Below are 21,715 nucleotides of genomic sequence, written 5' to 3' on the forward strand. Positions count from 1 at the left end.
TGTTAGCGATATTATTTATCCTGTTGTTTGTATCCACATGCGAACCAATGGAAAAACAAAAAACGTTAGTCGACCAAGTCTTTTGGCATTTCATCTCGGATGGCAGACCACACCTTTCCACTTTCAATACCGTAATTTCTTACTACTACAGGTACTTTTTCGTACGAGCCATTCTCTGCAACATTGAGAAGATCCGCGTAGTACTTGTTGGCAACATCTCTCGCTTGCTGATGAGAGAAAAAGTAACCACCAATACGCGAGTATAAACCGCGGAAACCATTCATCATAAGCACAAACACGTTGTTGTTCGATGCTAACGCCAAGTCATGAGTCATTTGATAATCGAATTGAGCAAACGCCAGCCCTTCTTGCTCAACGTCTTTATATCGAGCAATAATTGCAGCAGACTCTTGAGGGTTGTTTCGGATAGCGCCCCGAATAAATACCGCACTCAAGTTTGTGCGCGCTGCCAACAAGTTGTCGACAAGTTCGGGAATACCTTCTTGGTCTAAACGAGCAAGCGTTTCTAATATGTTTAATCCGCAAGTTTCCCAAAAGTTATTCACTTTTGTTGGCTTACCATGCTGAATGGTTAACCATCCATCTCGCGCCAAACGCTGAAGCACTTCACGCAGTGTGGTTCGCGTTACACCAATCAACTCAGAAAGTTCTCTTTCTGCAGGCAAAATGGTGCCAGGAGGAAACCTTCCACTCCATATAGATTCAACAATATATTCTTCGGCGAATCCGGCTGGACTCTGTGCCTTATAAATCATAACTAATCGCCTGCACGTTCTTGTTATTTTGTAACTGATTGTACCAGATGCCCTTTTATTATCACAATGAATTATGCCTAGTCTACTAAAGCTTTTAACAAGTCTTTAAAATTAAAGTATTATTTAAAAATCTTCTAACGCCCAACTGTACACATATCATCCAAAATTTAAGGCTTTTTTACCCGTCACAATAAAAATCGTGAAAAATGTGATAAATATTCAGTAACTTTCACATGGTGGGGTCTGTGATTTGCTTTCTCAAGACGTTAATATCATGTACGCTTAATTTCCGACTATAATGACAGCAGCAAAACCATGGTTAAGCGAAATTCATCCCGTTACACCAGCAGTTTATGTATGCAATAACCGGAACTACACAGTGAAAAAATACGCAAAAATGCGTGCTTTGTTGTAAAAGGAACAGGAACTCATGCAAACCTCAATGATCGCGGCGATCTATAAGAACTTCCTGGGACATGCGCCCGACTGGTATAAAAAAACCATCATTGCCTTTCTCATTGTAAACCCCTTCATTTTTATGGTGGATCCCTATATTGCTGGCTGGACACTCGTTATTCAGTTTATTTTTACACTGGCAATGGCACTTAAGTGTTACCCGCTGCAGCCAGGCGGCCTTCTTCTTATAGAAGCCATGTTTATAGGTATGACCTCTCCCGGGCATATGATGCATGAGATTGAAGTCAATTTAGAAGTACTGCTACTGCTTGTATTTATGGTGGCCGGCATTTACTTCATGAAAGATCTCTTGATGTTCCTTTTCACTAAACTTGTCATTAAAGTGAAAAACAAACTTATTCTTTCATTAGCATTTATTTTCGCTTCTGCATTTCTGTCAGCGTTCTTGGATGCATTAACGGTAGTCGCGGTAATCATCAGTGTCGGCTTAGGTTTTTACTCTATCTACCACAAAGTTGCCTCAGGTAAAGAGTTTCACTCTGAACATGATCACACCAGCGATGATGAACTAGGAAGCCATGACCTAGAGGATTTCAGAGCATTCTTGCGAAACCTTATGATGCACTCGGCGGTAGGTACTGCGCTAGGTGGCGTTATGACCATGGTTGGTGAACCTCAAAACTTAATAATCGCAGATAAAGCCGGCTGGGACTTTGTGGAATTCTTTATCAGAATGGCGCCCGTATCTTTGCCTGTTTTTATCTTTGGTTTACTAACTACCGTTGTACTAGAAAAAACCGGCATGTTTTCCTACGGCGCAAAGTTACCCTCTGCCGTAAGACAAATCTTAGTCGACTACAACGACCACATGGACAAAGGCCGCAGTAAGCGTGAAACTGCAAAGTTAGTGGTTCAAGCACTTATTGGTATTTGGTTAATAGTGGGTCTTGCGACGCATATGGCGTCAGTTGGCTTAATTGGATTGTCGGTTATCGTTTTAGCGACTTCAATGAGCGGTGTTATCGAAGAGCACGCATTAGGTAAAGCCTTTGAAGAGGCACTGCCCTTCACTGCACTGCTTTGTGTTTTCTTTGGCGTGGTTGCGGTTATTATCGACCAAGGCCTATTCCAACCTGTTATTCACTGGGTATTATCATTCGAAGGTGAGACACAAATGGTAATGTTTTATCTAGCCAATGGTGTACTTTCAATGGTGAGCGATAACGTGTTTGTAGGTTCAGTGTATATAACTGAAGTAACGGCAGCTCTGGAAGCAGGTCAAATCACACGTGATCAGTACGATATGCTTGCTGTAGCAATCAACACGGGAACTAATTTACCAAGTGTTGCTACGCCGAATGGTCAGGCAGCCTTCCTATTTTTGCTAACGTCAGCCATCGCTCCACTACTTCGTTTGTCATATGGGCGAATGGTAATGATGGCTTTGCCTTATACTATTGTACTTACGATAGTGGGCTTGTTGGCGACCTATTTGGGACTGGCTGACGCTACACAGGTTTTATATGACATGCACCTGATTGAGCATCACTCGGCAACTGGTGCTGGCGCGCCAGTATCAGGTCACTAATGTATGCGTAGTATGATTCACGGCATAAGCCAGTGGGCAGAGCACAAGTCATCGTGGCTTGTGCTTTTCGCTACATCATTAGCTCTAGAAGTTGCAGCCTTGTATTTCCAGTATGGTATGGGCTTAAAGCCCTGCATTATGTGTATTTACCAGCGAACGGCAATGTATGGCATAGTGCTTTCTGCATTAATCGTTCTTATAAAAAACAACGGCTTCACACGCATGTTAGGTTTTGCCGGTTGGGCAGTGTCGGCTGGATGGGGCTTCTTGATTGCAAGAGAACACGTGGGCATTCTTAACGCGGCTAATCCTTTTTTTGCTAGCTGTGAAATAGTACCTAACTTCCCGTCTTGGCTGCAGTTGCATGAGTGGCTACCAGCAGTATTTGCAGCAGAGGGGGATTGCTTAGAAGATTCATGGCAGTTTTTGTCGATGGGTATGGCTGAATGGATGCAAATCATTTTTGCTGCCTATTTTGTTGTGTTCGCACTCGTTTTCGCATGTCGGTTGTTGGATAAAAAACCCTTTTGATCGACTTATCCATTCTACCTTCTCGCCTGCCCTCTATTCATACAGAGCAAGGCCCAGTCTCAATTCAGCGCATAGCAGATAAACATTGCCATGCGCTTTGTGAGGCTGGCCAGCAATCCATTCATCATGTTAAGCCGTGGTTTGGTTCTGCGGTGTGCCCTGTCACCCCTGCGCTTGCTAAACAGTATATTGCTAATATGGAGAGTGCTCGGGAAGCTGGTTATGGACTTACTTATTTACTTATTCACGAAGATAAATGCTTGGGTATGGGGATAATCAACCATATCCACCACACTCACCTTACGGCAAACCTTGGGTACTGGTTAAGACCTGACGCTTGCGGTAAAGGGTTAGCAACAGCAATCTGTGAAGCGTTAAAAAAGCTCGCTTTTTCGCAGATGAATTTACATCGTTTAGAATGCTTTGTAGAGCCAAACAACAAGGCAAGCATTCGTGTGGCTGAGCGTATCGGCGGCATTAAAGAAGGATTATGCCGCAAACGTGTATTCGGAAGGGATGCACTACTTTACGCACTGACTTCATGATTTGCCTTCTATCGTAAGCTATTACCCACTACTCTCAACTCAAATACCAAAACACACATGGAGTGCTAAAGAGATAGTGCTCAAGATAAGAGGGTATTTATCTATGCGGACTGGTATCAATCAGTGCTCTGGTTTAGATGAGTAATCAAAACGAATACATAAGCCCAGTGTAAGCATACAGAGAGTCATCGGGGTAAGCACCAGCTTGTAACGCGCTGCCTTTCGCAAGATATGCGCCCCCTATTTCAACACGTAGTGGTTTATGTGCTTGATAACGCCAACGAAACTCGACCTGATGACCCAAGAAGTCATTTTCCCCCTCGGGCACTTTATGAAGCCAAAGTCCTTTGTAGCCAACCATAATGGTGTGTGCACCGTTTAGTTTCGTTACTCCTCTCAGCCCAGGTGCCAGAATATTGCTTCGCGGGAACGCTTGATAAACGTCAGTAGGGCCGAAATCAAACCGCCTAAGACCGTAAAGCGAGTCGAACCCGCGTATGGTTGCATCGTCTGTATTATTGTCGCCGCTTGCTGCATCGATCTCGGCTCTTAAAAACGTGCTTGCACTTATCTGTTTGCCAATATGACTGTGCACCATCCATGCAGTGACGTCTTTATCGTCTAGATCAGAGGCCGATGCAGACTGTCTAGCCTGACCTGTTTGACCTATCGCTTCGATATTGTATTTCCAGTCCTTGAAAAAAGTTTTCGAATAATCCACTGACAGCGTGAAAAGGTCGCGATTTTTCGTTGCAAGCGCTTCCGTGTCTGATTCTTTTAACCAGTAACTATGTATTTTCCAGGCATCATCTTGTGATTCAGCATAAATCCCGAAAAATTTTTGATTGCTAAAGCTCTTATCAAAAGCGCGCTTATTATCGTCAAGTGAAGGTGCATCAAATGGAAATCGAGAAACCGGTAATAGGTAAAAACCACGTACATTCCATCCCGACCAGTGCCCATCGACTAATGCACCTTCAAAGCTATTAGTAGCATTCCTAAAACGAGTTCGCCCCATAAGGCGGCGACTACCGTGGTCGAGCGTTACGCGGCCCACGGTAACGCTATCTAGATATTCATTGATACCCTTGTAGGTAATGTAAAATTGAACAGGTTCAAGTGTATTCACCTGAGCAGACTTGAGCGTAGGATCATTGTCATCAAGATACACTCGAGAATCTTCTATCTCGGCGACTGCCTGCCAGTTTTGATAAACGGCTTCGCCTTTTAATCTAATGCGGGTAGAGAGGCGCTCGTTCGTTTTTTCACGCGTGTCTTCATTAGTGGGAAAAATAGGATTGTTCAGTGTTTCGTAACGCATTCTCACTGAACCGCTATAATTGATATCTAGACTTTCAGCTTTTAAGGGCATTGCTAGACATGCCATAGCGACTAATAATCCTGAAGCGCTAGCGCTCGACTTCTCCATTTTTAAGCCTTTTGTAAATAGGATAAAAAAATAAAGCGGAAGTATAAACTAAGCGCATAAGTAACACTTATGCTCTTTAGTCTATGATTGTCTGTGGCGAGGTCGACATATTCGGTAGTACTTCAAAACTGTGCGGTACGAACTCAATCTAAGTCCTCGAGAGGCCAAATAGCAATATAATCTTCGAAGTTGCTCAAGTCGACGTCAGTTTCAAACACCGTTTTATTTCTTACCGACATCCCTTTTGCGTGCATCACATGCTTCTTACCTTTGTTAAGCAATGGGTGCCATGAAGGTAGCCCCCTGCCCTCATAGAGTCTTCGATAGGCACAGCTGTTTGGCATAAAGAAAATGTCTTTAAGGTTTTCTTTAGTGAGTTTAACGCAATCGGGTACAAGCTCTGTTCGCTTCTCGTATTGCGTGCACTCACACTTTTTCGTATTTAAATACGAACACACTATGTTGGTGTAGTGTATTTTCTCATTATCTTTGATGTGATCGGTGACTTCGTATTCTTCAACAGCATCATCATCGATAAACTTCTGCAGGCAGCACTTGCCACAACCATCACATAGCGATTCCCATTCTTTTTGAGACATTTCCTCTAAAGACTTCGTTTCCCAAAAAGCGACTGTCATTCTGCGACTACCTCTGTGTGCACGGTTAGATGACCTTCTAGCGTTGCGACAACGGTATCAGAGGGCGCTAGCTTGCCGACCCCCTTTGGCGTTCCGGTTAGAATTACATCCCCACTGTCTAACGTAAACACTGAGGACATGTGGGCAATAAGAGGAACAATTTTGTGAAGCATTAATGCTGTATGACCATCTTGTCGAATCTCATCGTTAATCATTAAACGAAATCGCAGTTCATCAAGATTCTCAACGTCATTTAATGGTACAAAGCCTGAAAGCGGTGCGCTGTTATCGAATGATTTAGATCTTTCCCAAGGTTGACCTTGCTTTTTCAACGCGGCTTGGACATCACGAAGCGTAAGGTCTAACCCTAAACCGACGCCCCAAATTGCAGCCTTTACTTCATCTTCGTTGGCGTTTTTCAATGATGATTTGAGCAGTACCGAAACTTCAAGTTCATTATGACACTCACCGTTGTCGGTAGGCACAGCAACTTTATCGTGCATGTGACACATTGCGGCTTTGGGTTTCATAAAGAGTAAAGGTGTCTCAGACACTGTAGAATTCATTTCTTGAATATGATCAAGGTAATTGCGTCCAACGCAAATTACTTTATTTACCGGTAACAAAATCTCGTTACCTTCCATATCAACGTGATGATAAGGCATTAGTATCCTCGCTTTATTCGTTCTGAAAGATAGCCTACCGAAATGCCAAAGTATGACGAGCGGTTCCACTTCATTAACGTGTGAAAATTGTCGTAAACCAGATAAATACGCCCATCTTCACCATCAGGCATAATAAGCGACGCATTAATATCGACATTGGGAAGGGCACTTCCATCAAAACGCGTTACTCCATTTTGTTTCCAGAATGACAACGGCTTCATGTTAGCTTTGGCTAGCCCCGAAAATGGCACAGCACCGGAGAGTTTAACTTGCCTTCCCCATGTGCCCTTGCTATTCCATCCTTCAGAGGATAGATAGTTTGCAATAGAGGCAAAAACGTCAGCCTCCGTGCCCCAGATATCTTTCTTGCCGTCGCCGTCATAATCCACAGCGTAATTTAAGAAAGAGATAGGCATGAACTGCGTCTGTCCCATTGCACCAGCCCACGAACCTTGAAGGGCATCTACGCTGGTATGTCCTTCATTTAAAATTTGCAGTGCAGCAAAAAAGTTGTCTTTGAATAGTTTTTCTCGTCGCCCTTCGTACGCTAACGAAGCCAACGCAGAAAGCACACTGTAATTGCCCTGAATTTTCCCAAAATTTGACTCATTTCCCCACAGGGCAACGATGAATCTGGCTTGAACGCCGTATTCTTTGGCTATTTTCTCAAGCAACGTGCTATGTTCATCGTACTTTGCCACCGCTTGCTTAACTTTCCAATCCGGCACCCGCGTAGCTAAATAATCATCAAGAGTTATCTTTTTCTCAGGCTGGTTTTTATCAGACTTTACAACGGTGGGTCTAAACGTGATGGTGGCGAACGCTTCCTCCAGCTTATCAAGGTCCATCCCCTTATTCATCGCCTCTGTTTTTAAGGAAGCAACATAGGTAGCAAAACCCTCTTCGGTTAGCGCATCGCTTGCGGCCGCTTGTGCGATGTTGTGAAGCAAACATGTCAACGCAAGTACAAAAACAGATAAACGCACTGAAAGGTTACGCTTTTTAAATGACGTGGTGAGGGCATCGCGGATGTCTCCTATCGCAAGTTTGCCCAGCGAAAAATTTACTGCATTAAATAACATAGTAATTTAAAACTTTTTATCCGGTGTTTTTGAAAGACCGAGAGACTCACGATGTGTCTCAAGGAGGTTTTCTTCTTTAGGCGGCACCTGAAGGTAGAAACCTTTTTCGCTAAGCTCATCAATTAATTTCTGTTTGTCGACCATACCGAGGCGCTCGTGTTTATCTAATGCGAGAATAGTCACAAGCTCTGGACGACCGAACATTTGCATCAACGGTTCGGGCACATCTTCAAAATTGTCTTTCTTGGGCACGTACAAATACATACCTTCTTTTTTTCGCGTTTTATAAACTGCACATAACATAAGGTTGTTTTCTCTTCATGTTGGGCTAATTGCGTTTACCAGTCTTATGAATTGGCACTACTGCGACGGAGCATCGCCTAGAAGGCGTGTTACGTGGGGGCGAAACAAGGTTTCTCGCCACGTGGAAAGAACATCAGGCTTTAACCCCTGAACCCGCGTTTCGTCAACCGAAAACCAGTACCATTTAAGCAGTTGATTCAACTGTTTTTTAGACGCTATTACGTCAGCATTAACCCCGTTATCTTTGGCAATTTGCTCACTGACCTCTTTTAACTCTGCGAGCGTCTTTTTATATTTCGCAACATCAATAAGTCGCAATACAACGGGAAGTCTTAGCTTTTCGGGCGTTTGCGCATACTTCGCCCTGGCCTCTTCAATCAATGCAATAATGATGTCACCGTAGCGCCTCACCGACTGATGATTAACGCCATTAATCCGTGACAGTGCAGATTTGTTGTCTATTAGACGCTGCGCTGCTTCGAATAAGTGTCCTTCCTTAAAAACAAAATTGAGCGCCAAGTCTTTCTTTCTCGCCGTATTTAATCGCCATGCAGCTAAAGCTTGAAGCACAGTGAGCTGTTCGCTGTTCAAACGCCAGTTGTTTTTAATACTCAAATAGGCAAAGTCTTCTGGCATTTGTGCGCGCTTTTTCTCAATCAGTAGGTCTATCTCTTGATAAATCCAGTGCACTTTACCTGCTGCCTGTACTTTGCTGGCTAGCTGCTGATAGCACGGCAGAAGATACAGAACATCATTAGCAGCATAGCTTAGCTGAGCCTCTCGAAGGGGTCTGGCTAGCCAGTCTGTGCGTGACTCTCCCTTGTCTAAGCTAATATCGCAAAGCAGTTCCACTAACTTCGCGTAGCCTAAAGACGGTCCCATATCCAGCATACTTCCCGCCAACTGTGTATCAAATACGGGCGTTGGGACAGTACCAAAAGCGGTAAGAAAAGCTTCCATGTCTTCTGAACATGAGTGAAGCACCTTTACCACTTCTGTATTTTCCATGAGCGCGATAAACGGCTGCATGTTGTCAATAGCGAGAGGATCGATAAGCACAAGCTGGTGCCCGTCATACAGCTGGATTAAGCCTAAATGTGGCGTAAGCGTTCTTGTTCTTACAAATTCGGTGTCTAAGGCTACAGCTTCTTGACGTTGTGCAGCAGTACACACCTTGTCTAATTGTTCAAATGTCGTAATTAATTGATATTGCATATTTTTGCACAGTAATAAAAAAGCCGGCTAACGCCGGCTTTCACAAAACTATTTCATTCGAATTAGTCTCGAAGCTCCCGACGCAGAATTTTACCCACATTGGTTTTCGGTAAGTCGTCTTTAAAAACAACTTGCTTAGGCACCTTATAACCCGTTAAGTGGTTACGACAGTGCGCGATAACGTCTTTTTCAGTCAAGGCGTCGTTGTTCTTAACTACAAACAATTTAACAACTTCGCCACTGACTTCATGGGGAACCCCCACTGCTGCCGCTTCAACAATATTTTCATGCATTGCGGCAACTTCTTCGATTTCGTTAGGAAACACGTTAAAGCCTGATACCAGGATCATATCCTTTTTACGGTCAACAATATAGAAGTAACCTTCATCATCTACCGTTGCAATATCACCTGTTGCAAGCCATCCATCTTTAAGAATGTCTTCTGTTGCTTCTGGACGGTTCAAATACCCTTTCATGACCTGAGGACCTTTCACCCACAATTCACCCGGCTCTCCCTTTTCAACGGGATTACCGTCATCATCAAGTAGTTTGATGTCTGTCGATGGAACAGGCATACCGATGGCGCCTTTATAAGCTTCGATTTGCGGTGGGTTTACTGCAACTACAGGTGAACATTCTGTAAGGCCGTAACCTTCCAGTAGTACCGTGCCAGTTACTTTTTCCCACTTTTCAGCAACAGGACGCTGAACGGCCATACCGCCACCTAAACCAAACTTGAACTTGCTAAAGTCTAATTCGTCGAACCCAGGGGTATTTAGCAGGCCGTTAAAAAGCGTGTTTACGCCAGGTAAGATAGTGAAGGGGTACTTGCTTAATTCGTTGACGAAAGCAGGCATGTCCCGAGGATTAGTTATAAGTAAGTTGCGGCAACCATACTTAACGAACATAAGGCAATTCGCCAGTAGCGCAAAGATATGGTAAAGGGGAAGTGCGGTTACTACGAAATCTTCACCTTCTTCAATCACCGTCTCTAAAATACCTGAGACCTGCTCAAGGTTAGCCACCATATTGCGGTGTGTGAGCATTGCTCCTTTAGATACCCCTGTGGTTCCACCTGTATACTGGAGAAACGCTAAATCGCCACTATCAATTTCAGGACGCTTATATTCCAGCGACTGGCCTTTTTTAACCGCTGACATAAAAGACGTAGTTTCAGGGAGATTGAAAGAGGGCACCATTTTCTTAACGTATTTGACTACTGCGTTAACTATCCAACGCTTTGGTGCGGGCAGCATATCACCCAAGGCGGTTAGGAAAACTTCTTGAAGATTCGTCTCTGCAATAACCTCTTCAAGGGTACACGCAAAGTTCTCGACGATTACGATGGCTTTAGCATTGGCATCATTAAGCTGATGCTTCAATTCACGAGCGGTGTAAAGAGGGTTAACGTTAACCACGACCATACCCGCGCGCAAAATACCGAACATGGCGATAGGATATTGAAGAAGGTTTGGCATCATGATTGCCACTGCGTCACCACGCTTCAATCCGCTTGCCTGCAAATAAGCAGCAAATTGAGCAGACAAGGTATCTAACTCTTCAAACGTAATTGAATGCCCCATGTTAATGAAGGCTTCTTTATTTTTAAACTTTTTTACTGACTGCTCGAAAATGTCTACTACAGATGCATAGCGATCGGCATCAATTTCTGCGGAAACGCGAGGGTCGTAATGCTTAAGCCAGGTTTTTTCCACCAAAACCTCCTCTACTTTATTCTTATACTATTTGATGAACGCATGGGGAGCCACGTTCACGTAACTGGTCTGATAACTTGCGAATAGTATAGGAAGTGTAAAAAAAAATAAACGGTACAATTTACAATTGCTCAACAAATTGACGTATTAGTACCCCTATATCGTCAGTATTTTCCATGTGAATATGGTGGCCGCCTACAAATCGTTCGAACTGTGCATTTAAAAGCCAGTCTTTTCTTTTCGAAAACACACTGTCTAGTTTCTTAAAACTGTTAGACGCACCGATGAAAAGTACAGGGCATACAATAGCACGCATCACCGATTCTGCCTGTTTTTCTGTAAGTCTAAGAGTAGATTTGGTTCGAAGTTTAGGATCGCTGGACCAAAAACAATGCCCGCCTGCATCCTGCGTTAAGTTTCTGGATAAAATTGAGCGTGCGTGTTCTTCGGGTATATCCGATATCTTGCACCTTGCTTTTACTGCGTCCTCTAAATCGACTAAACGAAGTTTATTGCGCGACTTGGCATGGCGACTAATAATAGCTTCACGCATTTGTGACGGTGTCGTTTCTTCAGATTCAGTAAGGGGGCCACAGGCATCAATACTTATCACCGCTGATACTTTTTCAGGAAACAGCGCAGCAAACATACTTGCCAAGATCCCACCCAAAGAGTGACCTAGCAAAATCACATCTTTCCACCCTTGGGTTTCTATTAATGCATACAAATCCTGAAGATAGTCAGCTTGGTTATAGTGGGCACCTGCCGCTCGATGACCCGAGCGACCGTGACCAGCAAGGTCAATCGCGACGAAACGGTGAGTTTGAAGATAAGGTGCCAATAACCTTAAACTTTCTGCGTTGTCCAAAAAACCGTGCAATCCGATGACGACGTTACCGCCCCCTTGATTGTCCAATGCCGCTAAAGTGAGGTTTCCAATATTAAATTCTGTTTCAATCATAGTGTCCTTCCCGGCAGACTATTGCCGCCCAAATCCATGTTAGCCAGAAAAAATTAAAAAAGGCGGCAATTTTATGCCGCCTTCTGTTACGTGAATTATTTTTGCTGCTGGTTCGTCTGATTGGTCGAACGCGTTCCCCTGCTTTGGGACTTAGCACTTACCTTTTTTGTACTAGGCATAGCAGAGCGGCTCGGCGCATTGCTATACCGAATGATACGTGTGTGGCTAAATCCGGGATGTCCCCACCCCATATTGCGCCATCCAAACGGGTGATAAAATGGCCCCACCCCGCCCCAAAATGGGGAATACCAACCTGTGAAACTATTAAATCCGAAAGTATCCATGTGATAAACATCACGGTCGCGCCACATGTGGTAATCATCGGCAATAATTGTGGGATAAATATAGGGTTGCTCACCCACCATACCCATCGTAGGTGCGGTAATAGTACCTAGAAAGGTTGCCGAACGACCTTCTTCAAATACAATGGGGTCGACAAATCCGTCAATCTGAACTTTAAAGCGCCCCGAGGTTTCCCCACTCGTGCCGGGCTTGCCGTAATGGTTTAACGGAAAATGAGCAAGTTCAATAAAAGTTTTGTCAGGTTTATTTTCTACCCCGACAATTAAACCACCCCAACGCGCTTTCTGACCTTGCGCATTGGCACCTGAAGTTACCGCCTTTGAGTAGCTGACCAGTTGCGTGCCTTCTGGCACCTCAATGCTATCAGGTACGATGGAACAGCCGGTAAACAAGAAGACTGTGAGTAAAACTAAATAACGAGACATTAAAGCGCTCCTTTGAACCCCGGAAAAAGTGCCGTGTTAATAATGCACTTAATCAAAGCAAACCCTGAATTTCATGATAAAAAGCGATGTATTTTCTTTAGCAGGTCTACAAGTTGTTTTTCGTATCTCTTTAACTTGAAAAGAAAAAGCACACGCTATTGATCTAAACATTAGCATTAATACGAAGCGACAACCACTGCCGTTCAATTACAATTATGCTAATACAAGATTAACTAGATCTTAGAGTTGCCTTCCATTCATTCGTTCAGTTAATACTAGTCCGCATAGACAATTAAACAAAAATGTAATCTTTGCGTAAGTGTTTTGATTAACTACAGTGTTTTGATTAACTACAGTGCGCTACTACATGTAAAAAAGTGGAGGTAAAGCGAATACATTAACAAAAGCCCGTGACGTTCATTACAAGGCAATTAAAAAATCTGCGTTTTAGGCGTAAATATCAACGCCAAACATTCCTCGAATTGACTCTCGCTGCGCTTGTTTTTCGAAACTGGTGTAAGAGGCGATAGCGTTTTGAGAATAATTATTGCCGTCTTCGCGAATAAATTGCTGATATGCTTTTGCGTTATCTGTGCCTTGTTTATCAGGCGTAACAACGATCGCCCTGGCAGACGATTCACTTTGCCCTTTGCTTTGCTGCTCAGGGTCTTTGTTTATTTTAGCTACCCGCCCCTGCGAAGGCTCTGAAGACGGTAAAGCAAAATTATTGTTAATTATCATACGAAGTTTTTAAGGCAAAATTTGTACCAAATTATAATAGGTTTGCAGCACATAAACGCTACAAACCACTTTTATATGGATTATCTTCCCGGCAGTTTTTTCCACGTCACTTTGTCTCGAAGATAAACAGGTTCTACATTAACTGCATCAAACACGTCACCAGTCTCTTGCGCTTTTGATGCCAAGCTAAGCATATATTCTGCGTTTGGTAGGGAAACGTCTTCATGGCTTTCACCACATGTATTTGCGCGCCACTCGCTGAGCTTTTCATATGCAGTCCAACCGGAGCCTGCGGTAACAATTTTTTTGCTAACTTCCTGGTCCATTGAATCAAGTTGTTCCAAAGCCTTTTCAGGCGGACAAACCTGCTCATCAATTATTCGATAGACGCCATCAGGAGTGTGAGAATACACGGCAAAGTAAACTTCATCCATGCGGGCATCCGAAGCTACTGCAATAATTGCGCTTTCATCGTTGATTTTGGCTGCAGTCTCGACCGCCATGGCTTCAAGCGTGCTTATTCCGGCAACCTTCAGCCCCGTACCAAGCGCTAAACCTTGTATCATGCCAGTAGCTATACGAACCCCGGTAAAACTGCCAGGGCCCCGACCGAACGCGAGTAAGTCTAGGTCATTTAACGTGATATTCGCTTCTTTTAATACCTCGTCAACCATGGGAAGCAAACGCTGACTGTGCTGCTGTGGGCATATTTCAAAACGGGTAATACGTGTTCCGTTGTGCTGTAATGCTACCGAACATGCTTCGGTTGCCGTATCTATCGCTAAAATATTCATGTATGTCTCTTGTGTTGTATAACCTAAAATCGACCTCTGCTTATAATTTCCAAGAAGCCGATATTTAGGGCTTTAACTTAGGCTTCATCAATGCCGGCTAAAAATTTTTCTACTTCATCTAAGCTTCTCGTTCGCTTCATATCTGGCAAGCTTCCGACAAAGGTTTTAGCGTAAGGTTTCGTGACTAAGCGATTATCACAAATAACCAATACGCCTTTATCTGTAGGGTCTCGAATTAATCTTCCTGCACCTTGCTTAAGGGTAATTACAGCCTGTGGGATCTGAATTACACCAAAAGGGTTAGCCCCACGTTTTTTCACATCTTCCATACGTGCCTGCAGTAGCGGATCATCGGGCGAAGCGAAAGGCAGCTTATCAATCATAACGCAGACAAGGTCGTTTCCTCTCACATCGACGCCTTCCCAAAATGCTCCCGTCCCCATAAGCACCGCTTTTTCATCGGCTAAATACGCATCGAGCAATGCCTGTTTCGTTGTTGTCCCTTGCACGAGTAGTGGATTGTCTATCTCATCTTCTAGCTTTTGAGCTATTTCTCTTAGCATGGCGTGACTGGTGAATAATAAAAAGCACCGCCCTCGGCTTGCTTTGATTAAACGCTTCGCCGTTTCCAGTAAGGTTTCACGCATTGCATAGCTATTAGGCTCTGGCAAATAGCGTGGCACGCACAACATAGCCTGTTCAGGATAATTAAATGGGCTATCTAAGCCTAGTGTTTCTGCATCTTCCAAACCCATTCGTCGCTGAAAGTGTTCGAAACCGCCATTAACCATTAACGTCGCTGAAGTAAAAATCCACCCGCGAGGCGGTGAAGATACGAATCGCCTGAATTTCGCAGCAATAGATAACGGAGTTAGATGCATAATCAAATGGCGTTGGGTTGTTTCATACCACAAACTCACGTTTTCCTGCTTATTGTCGCTGAGTGCATCAAGTTGCTCTCTTGCCGCCACCACACGCTCATACATATTATCTAAGTCTTTGTCCCGACCAATATGCAGTTTACACACCTCGTGCAACACGCCGAGAGCTTCGGCAAGCTTACCCACCTGCATGCGTACGTCGTCACGGTCTAACGCTTCCGCCCAGTTCCCTCGCTCTGCTGTATCAGGAAACAGAAGGCGCAAATCAGATGCGATCATTCTGCATTTGTCGGCCGCTTTATCTAGCTGCCCCGCATCTTTTAACACTGTTCTAAATAGTAGAGTTATATCTTTAGCTATGTCGTGAATCTGTCGCGTTGAAAGCGACTCGCCGAAATAATCACTGGCAATGTCGGGAATTTGATGAGCCTCATCAAAGATAATTGCATCGGCTTCAGGAATAAGTTCGCCAAACCCTGTGTCTTTAAGTGCCATATCGGCGAAAAACAGGTGGTGATTGACCACAATAATATCGGCGTCCAAAGCCTTTCTACGCGCTTTCACTAGATAGCAATCTTCATAATCTGGACAGTCGCGCCCCAAGCAATTGTCTACTGTAGAGGTTACTAACGGCAGCACGCGCGCATCTTCTGGAAGGGTCTTCAGCTCGCCCATGTCACCCGTTTTCGTTGTACTAGACCACCGCTTCACTTCTGAAAGCTGCCCTAACACCTCTTTTTCGACCAGGGTGGAATTGCCGCCGTGTTGAGCAAGACGGTGAAGACAAAGGTAGTTTGACCGGCCTTTCAATAGCGCAGTTTTGCGCTTACTGCCAAGGGCTTTCTTCACGAGTGGTAAATCGCGGTGAAATAACTGCTCTTGTAGATTTTTCGTTCCGGTAGAAACAATAGCTTTTCCATCGCTTAATAACGCAGGCGCAAGGTAAGCAAAGGTTTTCCCCGTACCTGTACCCGCTTCTACAATCAAACTGCCTGTGGTATCTATTGCGCGCTTAACCGCCTTAGCCATTTCTGTTTGCGCCTCACGAGGAACAAAACCTTTGATGGTGCTAGCAAGAAGACCATCTGAAGAAAATACATTGTTTATTGTTGGCATGGTTTAGGCGCTGTCATTACTTTTCTAATCTCGGCCGCGCATTATGCCAAAAAGCCTATTGAATGCCCATTAAAGCTTTGCACATTTGGGTAGTGAATATTTGATGAAAAGATTTTGTCTTCTGGAGCAAAAAAATTAGCTTTTTTAACCTGAAAAGTGAGCGCAATATCCAGCTCGTAAGTGTTTACACTCAACTATTTTACGAGGTAATTATGAAGGGTTTAGTCTTAATCGGTTTAACTGCAATGGCGTTCTCTTTAACAGCAATGGCATCAGAAACGGCACCTGCGGAGCTTGTTGAAGAACTGACGCAATTCTGCCAGGAAGTGGCTGAAGAAGAGGGAACAAAAGGCAAGCCAGAGAACGAATTTGTTCTTGAGTGTGTTAATGATGAATTAGAAGCAGAAGGCTATGCTAAAGTTTCGTCTTTAGATTAATCTAGCTAAACTTCACTCTGTTATATAGTGGCCTTGATTTAGATATCGAGGCCTTTGTGTTTTTGCTTTCGCCCTTTGTTCCCTACTTTATCGCTCGAAAAACGCGTCAACCAAATCAGCAAGTTCTTCATCCAGCGCTTCTTCAAACCCATCTATGTCTATATCGAAACGTGTCATATACTTAGCTGCATTGTCGCGAGACAAAGTTCCGTTTTTTATCTGAAACTCTAACTCGGGCAAGGATTTGTCATAGCGAGGTTTAATTGCCCATCGTAAACAATGGCTATGCCTGTCTTTAAGCTTTTGTTTAGCGAAAACACAAAATTCCTCGACGTAATCAGCGCCCTGCGGCCCAAGACACCCCGGCTCAATTCGATACATAACCAGCAATTTTTTATAAAGGGGCAGTCGAGTTTCCATTACACATTCGCATGACTTAAAAACTTGATTATCGGAAATGTTCGCGTAATTAGCCAGTAAAGCCTTACTGTGATTGCGAAATTACTTACATCCCCTACTTTAAACTCGATGACATAAGTTAGCTTCATTCTGTTAAGACGTTCAGCATTTGGCGCGGTAAATTAAACCGCTCACAAAGTAAGTATGCTAGCACTAACAAAAATTTACTCCGCTAATTCGGGATCTTTAATAAATAAAATATCCATGATGATAGACGGATCCCACTCTCGCATCTCGGCTTCGCATTTGAGCCTGATTTCGTCTAAATCACTTATAGTCGCGATAGAAAATGCATCATCCACAATGATATGAACTAACAAATACATATCTCTCCCGCGCTTACTTATGCGAACTTCAACATGCTCGTAAGGGACGTCAGCCAACGTCTTTTTAAACTTTTTCTCAATTACAGCCGAGATAGCTTCGGGCGGCGCTTTATTTATTACCTCATTAAGGCTTTCCCGCAAAATTTTAAATGGCACGGGCAACATCGCTGAGCCAAGAACGATGAGGAGTACCGGGTCGACGTAGGGCGCAAGCATACTATATTGCGTCCCCTCAAGACCGTACGCCAAAATGAAAGCGAGGAGTATAGATGCGCTTAACACTCCATCGATCATCCAAGTATGCGAATCTACCCTGACTAAGTCTGACAGTAAGTGTTTCCCTTTAATACGCATATAAAACGAAATGCCAAAGCAGCCTGCGGTTGCTACCACACCGTAAAACATACCAATGTCATAGTTGGAAGGGTTGCCACCTGCGATAACACTTTGAATAGAGCTCGCTACGGCATACATGCAAGTAGCTATAATAATCAGCGACTTGAACATGTTTAAAGTAGGTTCAATTGCGGTGTAGCCGAAATGAAAGCGGTCGTCGTCTGGGCGCTGAACTAGACTCGCTACTTTAAGCGTTAACGTTGACATAACAAATGCAATTAAGGAGTACGCCGCATCGAATAAAATTGCGCCTGAGTGAGTTGCAATAGCGAAACCGAGTGCAACAAAAACAAAAACGCCGGCGATGTAAAAGGAAAGCGTGAGCAAGCGCTTTTCTTCAGAGTGATGGAAACCAATGTCCATGAAAGTCACTACAAAATTAGGGTGCGCGGATTCTACTCTGATATTTTAAAAAAAATAGTGGCTCAATGAAAAATATTGCTATTTTTTTAACCAATTCAGTGATAAATAGCGCCTATATAAAATCGACGTAACGCGATGCGTTTTTAGGCCACCTTTTAAACTATGAAAATCATTACTCATCCTTCCATTAAAAGTTACTTTGATGCTGACGAAAGCCATAAGGAAGTCCAGCAAGCTTTCTCTCGCGGAGTTGCATATGCAGGCCACTCGTTAATGGTGCCCGAGAAGTTTAGCTATCAAGTATTGCCACATTTTAACGACCGTTATGCACTTTTTAATCAGGGCGAGAGCTATGAACTTATATCTAACGTTTGTTTACACCGACAGGCCAAACTACTTGAAGGAAATGGTCGAACCCGAAATATCGTATGCAAATTGCACTGCTGGGGTTATGACAACACAGGGCTGTTAAAAGGCACGCCTCACTTTAAGGATGCCCCTAATGGACAGTTAAAAAAAGAATCACTAACAACATGGAACGGCCTGTTGTTTCGCGGCCGTGCTCCTCAACTAGATCTGACTTCACTTGGACTAGACGAGTACCTAGACTTTACTGGCTATTTCTATGCAGGTTCTGAAACAGCTGAATACAAATTCAATTGGAAGACCTTTGTAGAAATATACCTTGAAAATTATCATGTTTATTCAATGCACCCTGGGCTCCGCCAATTCGTAAAAGCAGATGACTTAGAATGGTCGTTTGGTGAGGACTTCTCAATACAAAAAGTAGGGCTGGGTCGCGAGCTTACGAAACGTACTACCGACAATTATCGCGAATTCCAAGATGCACTTTTGAGCTGCTATGGTAATACGCTTCCAAAATATGGCGCAATTTGGTGCTTTTTATACCCTAACATCATGATTGAATGGTACCCAGACATTATTGTAGTCAGCACCATCTACCCCAAGGGCGCAGATGCATGCACAAACCACGTAGAATTTTACTATTCAAAATCACTGTATGAAACCATGCCACACTACTTTACTGCAGAAAAGCGCGCTTACATGGAAACAGCTGTAGAAGACGAAGAAGCCTGCCTGTTGTTAGAAAAGGGGCGGCGAGCGTTGTTTTCAACTGGTGAAGAAGAACACGGCCCTATTGAACCTTTTTTAGAAGCTGGAGTAGCCCACTTCTACAACTGGTTGGCCGGCAGTGAATAGTAGCTAGTGTGATTAACGACGAGCTGAACAAGGCTGTTCACTTTTTATTAACGATACCGAGTAACTTTTTCAGAAATTCCTAAATTTATCACAATTATCGCCAGCGCCGTGACGACGCCAAGAATCCTATCTAAATGAAAAATATATATTTTTCTAGAATGGCATGTACTGTGAATCACTCATATAGAATTCTCTCCTCCGTTTTAGAGCAGTATGGAGGCCGTAAACCAAGGAGCAAGATATGAAAAAGTTAACAATCGCAACACTTATCAGTACAGCACTTTCTACTATGGCATTTGCCGGTGATGATATGGAAAAAATAGACTCATCATTCGCGAATTTAGATAAAGACGGCAATGGATATATATCGCGAGCAGAAGCTAAAGACAGTGATATTTTTGCGCACTTTACGCGAATCGATAAGAACGCAGATACGCAACTTTCAATGAAGGAATTTGACGCTCATATTGATAGATATCCTCAACATTTCGACGGTGATGTTGTTTCTTCAGCACGAGCGGAACAAGAAAGTATCCATGAAGAAGGAACAATGGAAACGTATGTAGCGGTTGACAGTGAAATTGACGAACAAGTGAGCTCGGTGAAGGACAAGAAAATGACCCATGAACTGCAGGCTACCACCGAGACAGAAGTAAATGAGAAAGTCATTGAAAAGGAAATTGATGTAAAAGCAGAACAGACAGTAATTGCCGAGAGCAAATTTGAAATGATGGATTCAAATAACGACGGTGCACTTACTAAAGCTGAAGCATCGCGAAGCGGCGTAACCCGTGATTTTGATGACATTGATTCTAACAATGATGAACTCATCACGCGTATAGAATATACCCAGTATCAAAGCATGAAGAATGATTCTGAAGAGTAATTCAAATAGATAAAAAAGCCGCATCTGCGGCTTTTTTCACTTACAAGACCCGTTACTTGAAGTGAGTATTCGAATCTGTGAGTGAATCTTACCGCATTGGCAGCAAGCGGATTGCTGTGCTTCACCGTGAATTTTTAAGGAATCAATCATGTTACTTTCTACAAGCATAAAAAGCTTACTGGCATTTAAAACCCTAACCAAAATAAACAGGAGACGGGATAAATCAACTCCTGGTATAGGAAGCTTAATTACTTCCGACACACTGAGCAAAGCGACCACTCCCCCTTCCGTCGCGGCAATTACTGGCGCAGCTTACACGCTTTCAACATTTTCAAATACGCCGAAACTACAGCGGTTTCTTCTAAAATCCACGATATCAGCGTCGGTTGCAGGCTTATTGAATGCGGGCCTTAAACGGCTAATTGGCCGGAAACGCCCCCGGGCAGAATCAGGGCCGGCATTTAAGGGGCCAGCGTTGAAAGACAAATACAACGCCATGCCATCAGGCCACGCCAGTGCAATAGCAGCTGTAGCAGGCTCTATACCCCGTTCTTCAGGCCCATTGCTTTTAGCGTCTGCGGCTGGGCTTGCAGCAACCGCAGTAATTGGAAAGTCTAGAACTATGCGAGATGCCCACCACCTATCCGATGTGCTAGTGGGTAGCTGTTTGGGGTTTGGTGTTGCCTATGCGGTTTCTAAGTTAGAAAAACCCGTAATAGCTGAAACTAAGCAGTTAGTTAAAAAGCGCCCCCACATTTAAAATGTTACACAGGGCAAACGTGCATTATTCAGGGCTAACATGTCGTTAGCCCCTTCTATTCGTTTACACCTGTGCGCCCTACTCCAGCAGTAAGAAAGGCCGATTCGATCCATTTTCCTGGCGCCCACAGGGCATCAAGTACGTTGAAAAATAGTACTTGAAAGATACGAGTTCATGCGTAAATACTTAGCTAGCGCAGAGTTCGGCATGCGAACCTTGCCTTTACTTCCGTCTGATACAGGAAACGTTATGACTAATTATGTTGGTTCTTGCCTATGTGGTGCAGTAGCTTTTGAGATTGAAGCTGAATTCGAGAGTTTCTATTTGTGTCACTGTAAGTATTGTCAAAAAGACACAGGTTCCGCCTTTGCTGCTAACCTTTTTTGTCAGACGGGCAAGCTAATTTGGTGTTCAGGTGAAGATAACATCTCGTCGTTTACACTTGCCGGAAGCCAACACCAAAAGAGCTTCTGTAAGGATTGCGGGACGGCGCTTCCAAACAACCACCCCTCAGGAATACTAGTTGTACCGGCGGGATGTCTGGACACTGATGTAGCAGTAATACCTACTGCTCATATCTTTATGTCCAGCAAAGCGTCTTGGGAAAGTAATGTAGTAAACATAATAAAGCTTGAAGGTTTGCCTGAGTAGCAAAGCATTTTGAAAATAAATTTTTGCCTAG

Annotated in this window: 23 protein-coding genes; 8 read left to right on the forward strand and 15 right to left on the reverse strand. The window is 43.7% G+C overall.

Features of this window, described 5'->3' with window-relative positions:
* Nucleotides 1-65: 65 nt before the first annotated feature.
* Entirely contained in the window at nt 66-776 is a 711-nt protein-coding gene (fadR, locus tag ACM0P2_RS12705) for a fatty acid metabolism transcriptional regulator FadR (protein WP_105929339.1), read from the reverse strand.
* A gap of 430 nt (nt 777-1,206) precedes the next feature.
* Here fadR and nhaB point away from each other — a divergent pair, with 430 nt between their 5' ends.
* Genes nhaB through ACM0P2_RS12720 form a run of 3 tightly spaced genes read left to right on the forward strand, consistent with a single transcriptional unit; the run spans nt 1,207 to nt 3,857 of the window.
* On the forward strand, nt 1,207-2,781 hold the full coding sequence (nhaB, locus tag ACM0P2_RS12710; RefSeq protein WP_159117522.1) for a sodium/proton antiporter NhaB: 1,575 nt from the start codon (nt 1,207-1,209) through the stop codon (nt 2,779-2,781).
* Nucleotides 2,782-2,784: 3 nt separating this feature from the next.
* On the forward strand, nt 2,785-3,312 hold the full coding sequence (dsbB, locus tag ACM0P2_RS12715) for a disulfide bond formation protein DsbB (RefSeq protein WP_159117521.1): 528 nt from the start codon (nt 2,785-2,787) through the stop codon (nt 3,310-3,312).
* Nucleotides 3,309-3,857, forward strand: a complete 549-nt coding sequence (locus ACM0P2_RS12720; RefSeq protein ID WP_159117520.1) for a GNAT family N-acetyltransferase — start codon at nt 3,309-3,311, stop codon at nt 3,855-3,857. Before dsbB ends, ACM0P2_RS12720 begins: the two co-directional genes overlap by 4 nt.
* Nucleotides 3,858-4,002: 145 nt before the next feature.
* Here the strand turns inward: ACM0P2_RS12720 and ACM0P2_RS12725 are convergent, their stop codons facing one another.
* From ACM0P2_RS12725 to ACM0P2_RS12780, 12 genes are all read right to left on the reverse strand, one after another.
* Nucleotides 4,003-5,286, reverse strand: coding sequence for an alginate export family protein (locus ACM0P2_RS12725; protein WP_173360196.1), 1,284 nt, complete (start codon nt 5,284-5,286; stop codon nt 4,003-4,005).
* 143 nt (nt 5,287-5,429) lie between these two features.
* A complete protein-coding gene (locus ACM0P2_RS12730) occupies nt 5,430-5,924 on the reverse strand; it encodes a YcgN family cysteine cluster protein (RefSeq protein ID WP_159117518.1) in 495 nt (164 codons plus the stop codon).
* The gene (locus ACM0P2_RS12735) at nt 5,921-6,589 is read right to left on the reverse strand and encodes a fumarylacetoacetate hydrolase family protein (RefSeq protein ID WP_159117517.1); all 669 of its coding nucleotides are present in this window, start codon (nt 6,587-6,589) and stop codon (nt 5,921-5,923) included. The genes ACM0P2_RS12730 and ACM0P2_RS12735 overlap by 4 nt, the downstream gene beginning before the upstream one ends.
* Nucleotides 6,589-7,671: a lytic murein transglycosylase gene (locus ACM0P2_RS12740; RefSeq protein ID WP_159117516.1), complete on the reverse strand. Its 1,083-nt coding sequence runs from the start codon at nt 7,669-7,671 to the stop codon at nt 6,589-6,591. Before ACM0P2_RS12740 ends, ACM0P2_RS12735 begins: the two co-directional genes overlap by 1 nt.
* Before the next feature lie 6 nt (nt 7,672-7,677).
* Nucleotides 7,678-7,974, reverse strand: coding sequence for a YcgL domain-containing protein (locus tag ACM0P2_RS12745; RefSeq protein ID WP_120958887.1), 297 nt, complete (start codon nt 7,972-7,974; stop codon nt 7,678-7,680).
* A gap of 57 nt (nt 7,975-8,031) precedes the next feature.
* A complete protein-coding gene (gene rnd, locus ACM0P2_RS12750; protein WP_159117515.1) occupies nt 8,032-9,189 on the reverse strand; it encodes a ribonuclease D in 1,158 nt (385 codons plus the stop codon).
* A gap of 62 nt (nt 9,190-9,251) precedes the next feature.
* Entirely contained in the window at nt 9,252-10,904 is a 1,653-nt protein-coding gene (fadD, locus tag ACM0P2_RS12755; protein ID WP_159117514.1) for a long-chain-fatty-acid--CoA ligase FadD, read from the reverse strand.
* 121 nt (nt 10,905-11,025) lie between these two features.
* On the reverse strand, nt 11,026-11,865 hold the full coding sequence (locus ACM0P2_RS12760) for an alpha/beta fold hydrolase (protein WP_159117513.1): 840 nt from the start codon (nt 11,863-11,865) through the stop codon (nt 11,026-11,028).
* A gap of 95 nt (nt 11,866-11,960) precedes the next feature.
* Nucleotides 11,961-12,653, reverse strand: a complete 693-nt coding sequence (locus ACM0P2_RS12765; RefSeq protein ID WP_159117512.1) for a Slp family lipoprotein — start codon at nt 12,651-12,653, stop codon at nt 11,961-11,963.
* A 447-nt stretch (nt 12,654-13,100) separates the two neighbouring features.
* Nucleotides 13,101-13,394 carry a hypothetical protein gene (locus ACM0P2_RS12770; protein WP_159117511.1) on the reverse strand — a complete coding sequence of 98 codons (294 nt, stop codon included), beginning with the start codon at nt 13,392-13,394 and terminating at the stop codon, nt 13,101-13,103.
* A gap of 80 nt (nt 13,395-13,474) precedes the next feature.
* Complete coding sequence (tsaB, locus tag ACM0P2_RS12775) at nt 13,475-14,188, reverse strand: tRNA (adenosine(37)-N6)-threonylcarbamoyltransferase complex dimerization subunit type 1 TsaB (protein WP_159117510.1); 714 nt, start codon at nt 14,186-14,188, stop codon at nt 13,475-13,477.
* Nucleotides 14,189-14,265: 77 nt separating this feature from the next.
* Nucleotides 14,266-16,185, reverse strand: coding sequence for an ATP-dependent DNA helicase (locus ACM0P2_RS12780; protein ID WP_120958883.1), 1,920 nt, complete (start codon nt 16,183-16,185; stop codon nt 14,266-14,268).
* A gap of 212 nt (nt 16,186-16,397) precedes the next feature.
* Here ACM0P2_RS12780 and ACM0P2_RS12785 point away from each other — a divergent pair, with 212 nt between their 5' ends.
* The gene (locus ACM0P2_RS12785) at nt 16,398-16,622 is read left to right on the forward strand and encodes a hypothetical protein (RefSeq protein ID WP_159117509.1); all 225 of its coding nucleotides are present in this window, start codon (nt 16,398-16,400) and stop codon (nt 16,620-16,622) included.
* A gap of 87 nt (nt 16,623-16,709) precedes the next feature.
* Here the strand turns inward: ACM0P2_RS12785 and ACM0P2_RS12790 are convergent, their stop codons facing one another.
* Together ACM0P2_RS12790 and ACM0P2_RS12795 are read right to left on the reverse strand one after the other, a co-directional pair.
* Nucleotides 16,710-17,042 carry a hypothetical protein gene (locus tag ACM0P2_RS12790; protein ID WP_159117508.1) on the reverse strand — a complete coding sequence of 111 codons (333 nt, stop codon included), beginning with the start codon at nt 17,040-17,042 and terminating at the stop codon, nt 16,710-16,712.
* 203 nt (nt 17,043-17,245) lie between these two features.
* Nucleotides 17,246-18,166 carry a cation diffusion facilitator family transporter gene (locus ACM0P2_RS12795; RefSeq protein ID WP_173360216.1) on the reverse strand — a complete coding sequence of 307 codons (921 nt, stop codon included), beginning with the start codon at nt 18,164-18,166 and terminating at the stop codon, nt 17,246-17,248.
* A gap of 162 nt (nt 18,167-18,328) precedes the next feature.
* Here ACM0P2_RS12795 and ACM0P2_RS12800 point away from each other — a divergent pair, with 162 nt between their 5' ends.
* From ACM0P2_RS12800 to ACM0P2_RS12815, 4 genes are all read left to right on the forward strand, one after another.
* A complete protein-coding gene (locus tag ACM0P2_RS12800; protein ID WP_173360197.1) occupies nt 18,329-19,387 on the forward strand; it encodes an aromatic ring-hydroxylating oxygenase subunit alpha in 1,059 nt (352 codons plus the stop codon).
* Between the two features lie 241 nt (nt 19,388-19,628).
* The gene (locus ACM0P2_RS12805) at nt 19,629-20,273 is read left to right on the forward strand and encodes a calcium-binding protein (RefSeq protein WP_173360198.1); all 645 of its coding nucleotides are present in this window, start codon (nt 19,629-19,631) and stop codon (nt 20,271-20,273) included.
* Nucleotides 20,274-20,421: 148 nt separating this feature from the next.
* Nucleotides 20,422-21,033: a phosphatase PAP2 family protein gene (locus ACM0P2_RS12810; protein WP_173360199.1), complete on the forward strand. Its 612-nt coding sequence runs from the start codon at nt 20,422-20,424 to the stop codon at nt 21,031-21,033.
* 174 nt (nt 21,034-21,207) lie between these two features.
* Complete coding sequence (locus tag ACM0P2_RS12815; protein ID WP_419226672.1) at nt 21,208-21,684, forward strand: GFA family protein; 477 nt, start codon at nt 21,208-21,210, stop codon at nt 21,682-21,684.
* The last annotated feature ends 31 nt before the right edge of the window (nt 21,685-21,715 follow it).

The organism is Alteromonas sp. OM2203, from assembly GCF_048517045.1.
GTDB classification, from domain to species: Bacteria; Pseudomonadota; Gammaproteobacteria; order Enterobacterales; family Alteromonadaceae; genus Alteromonas; species Alteromonas gracilis.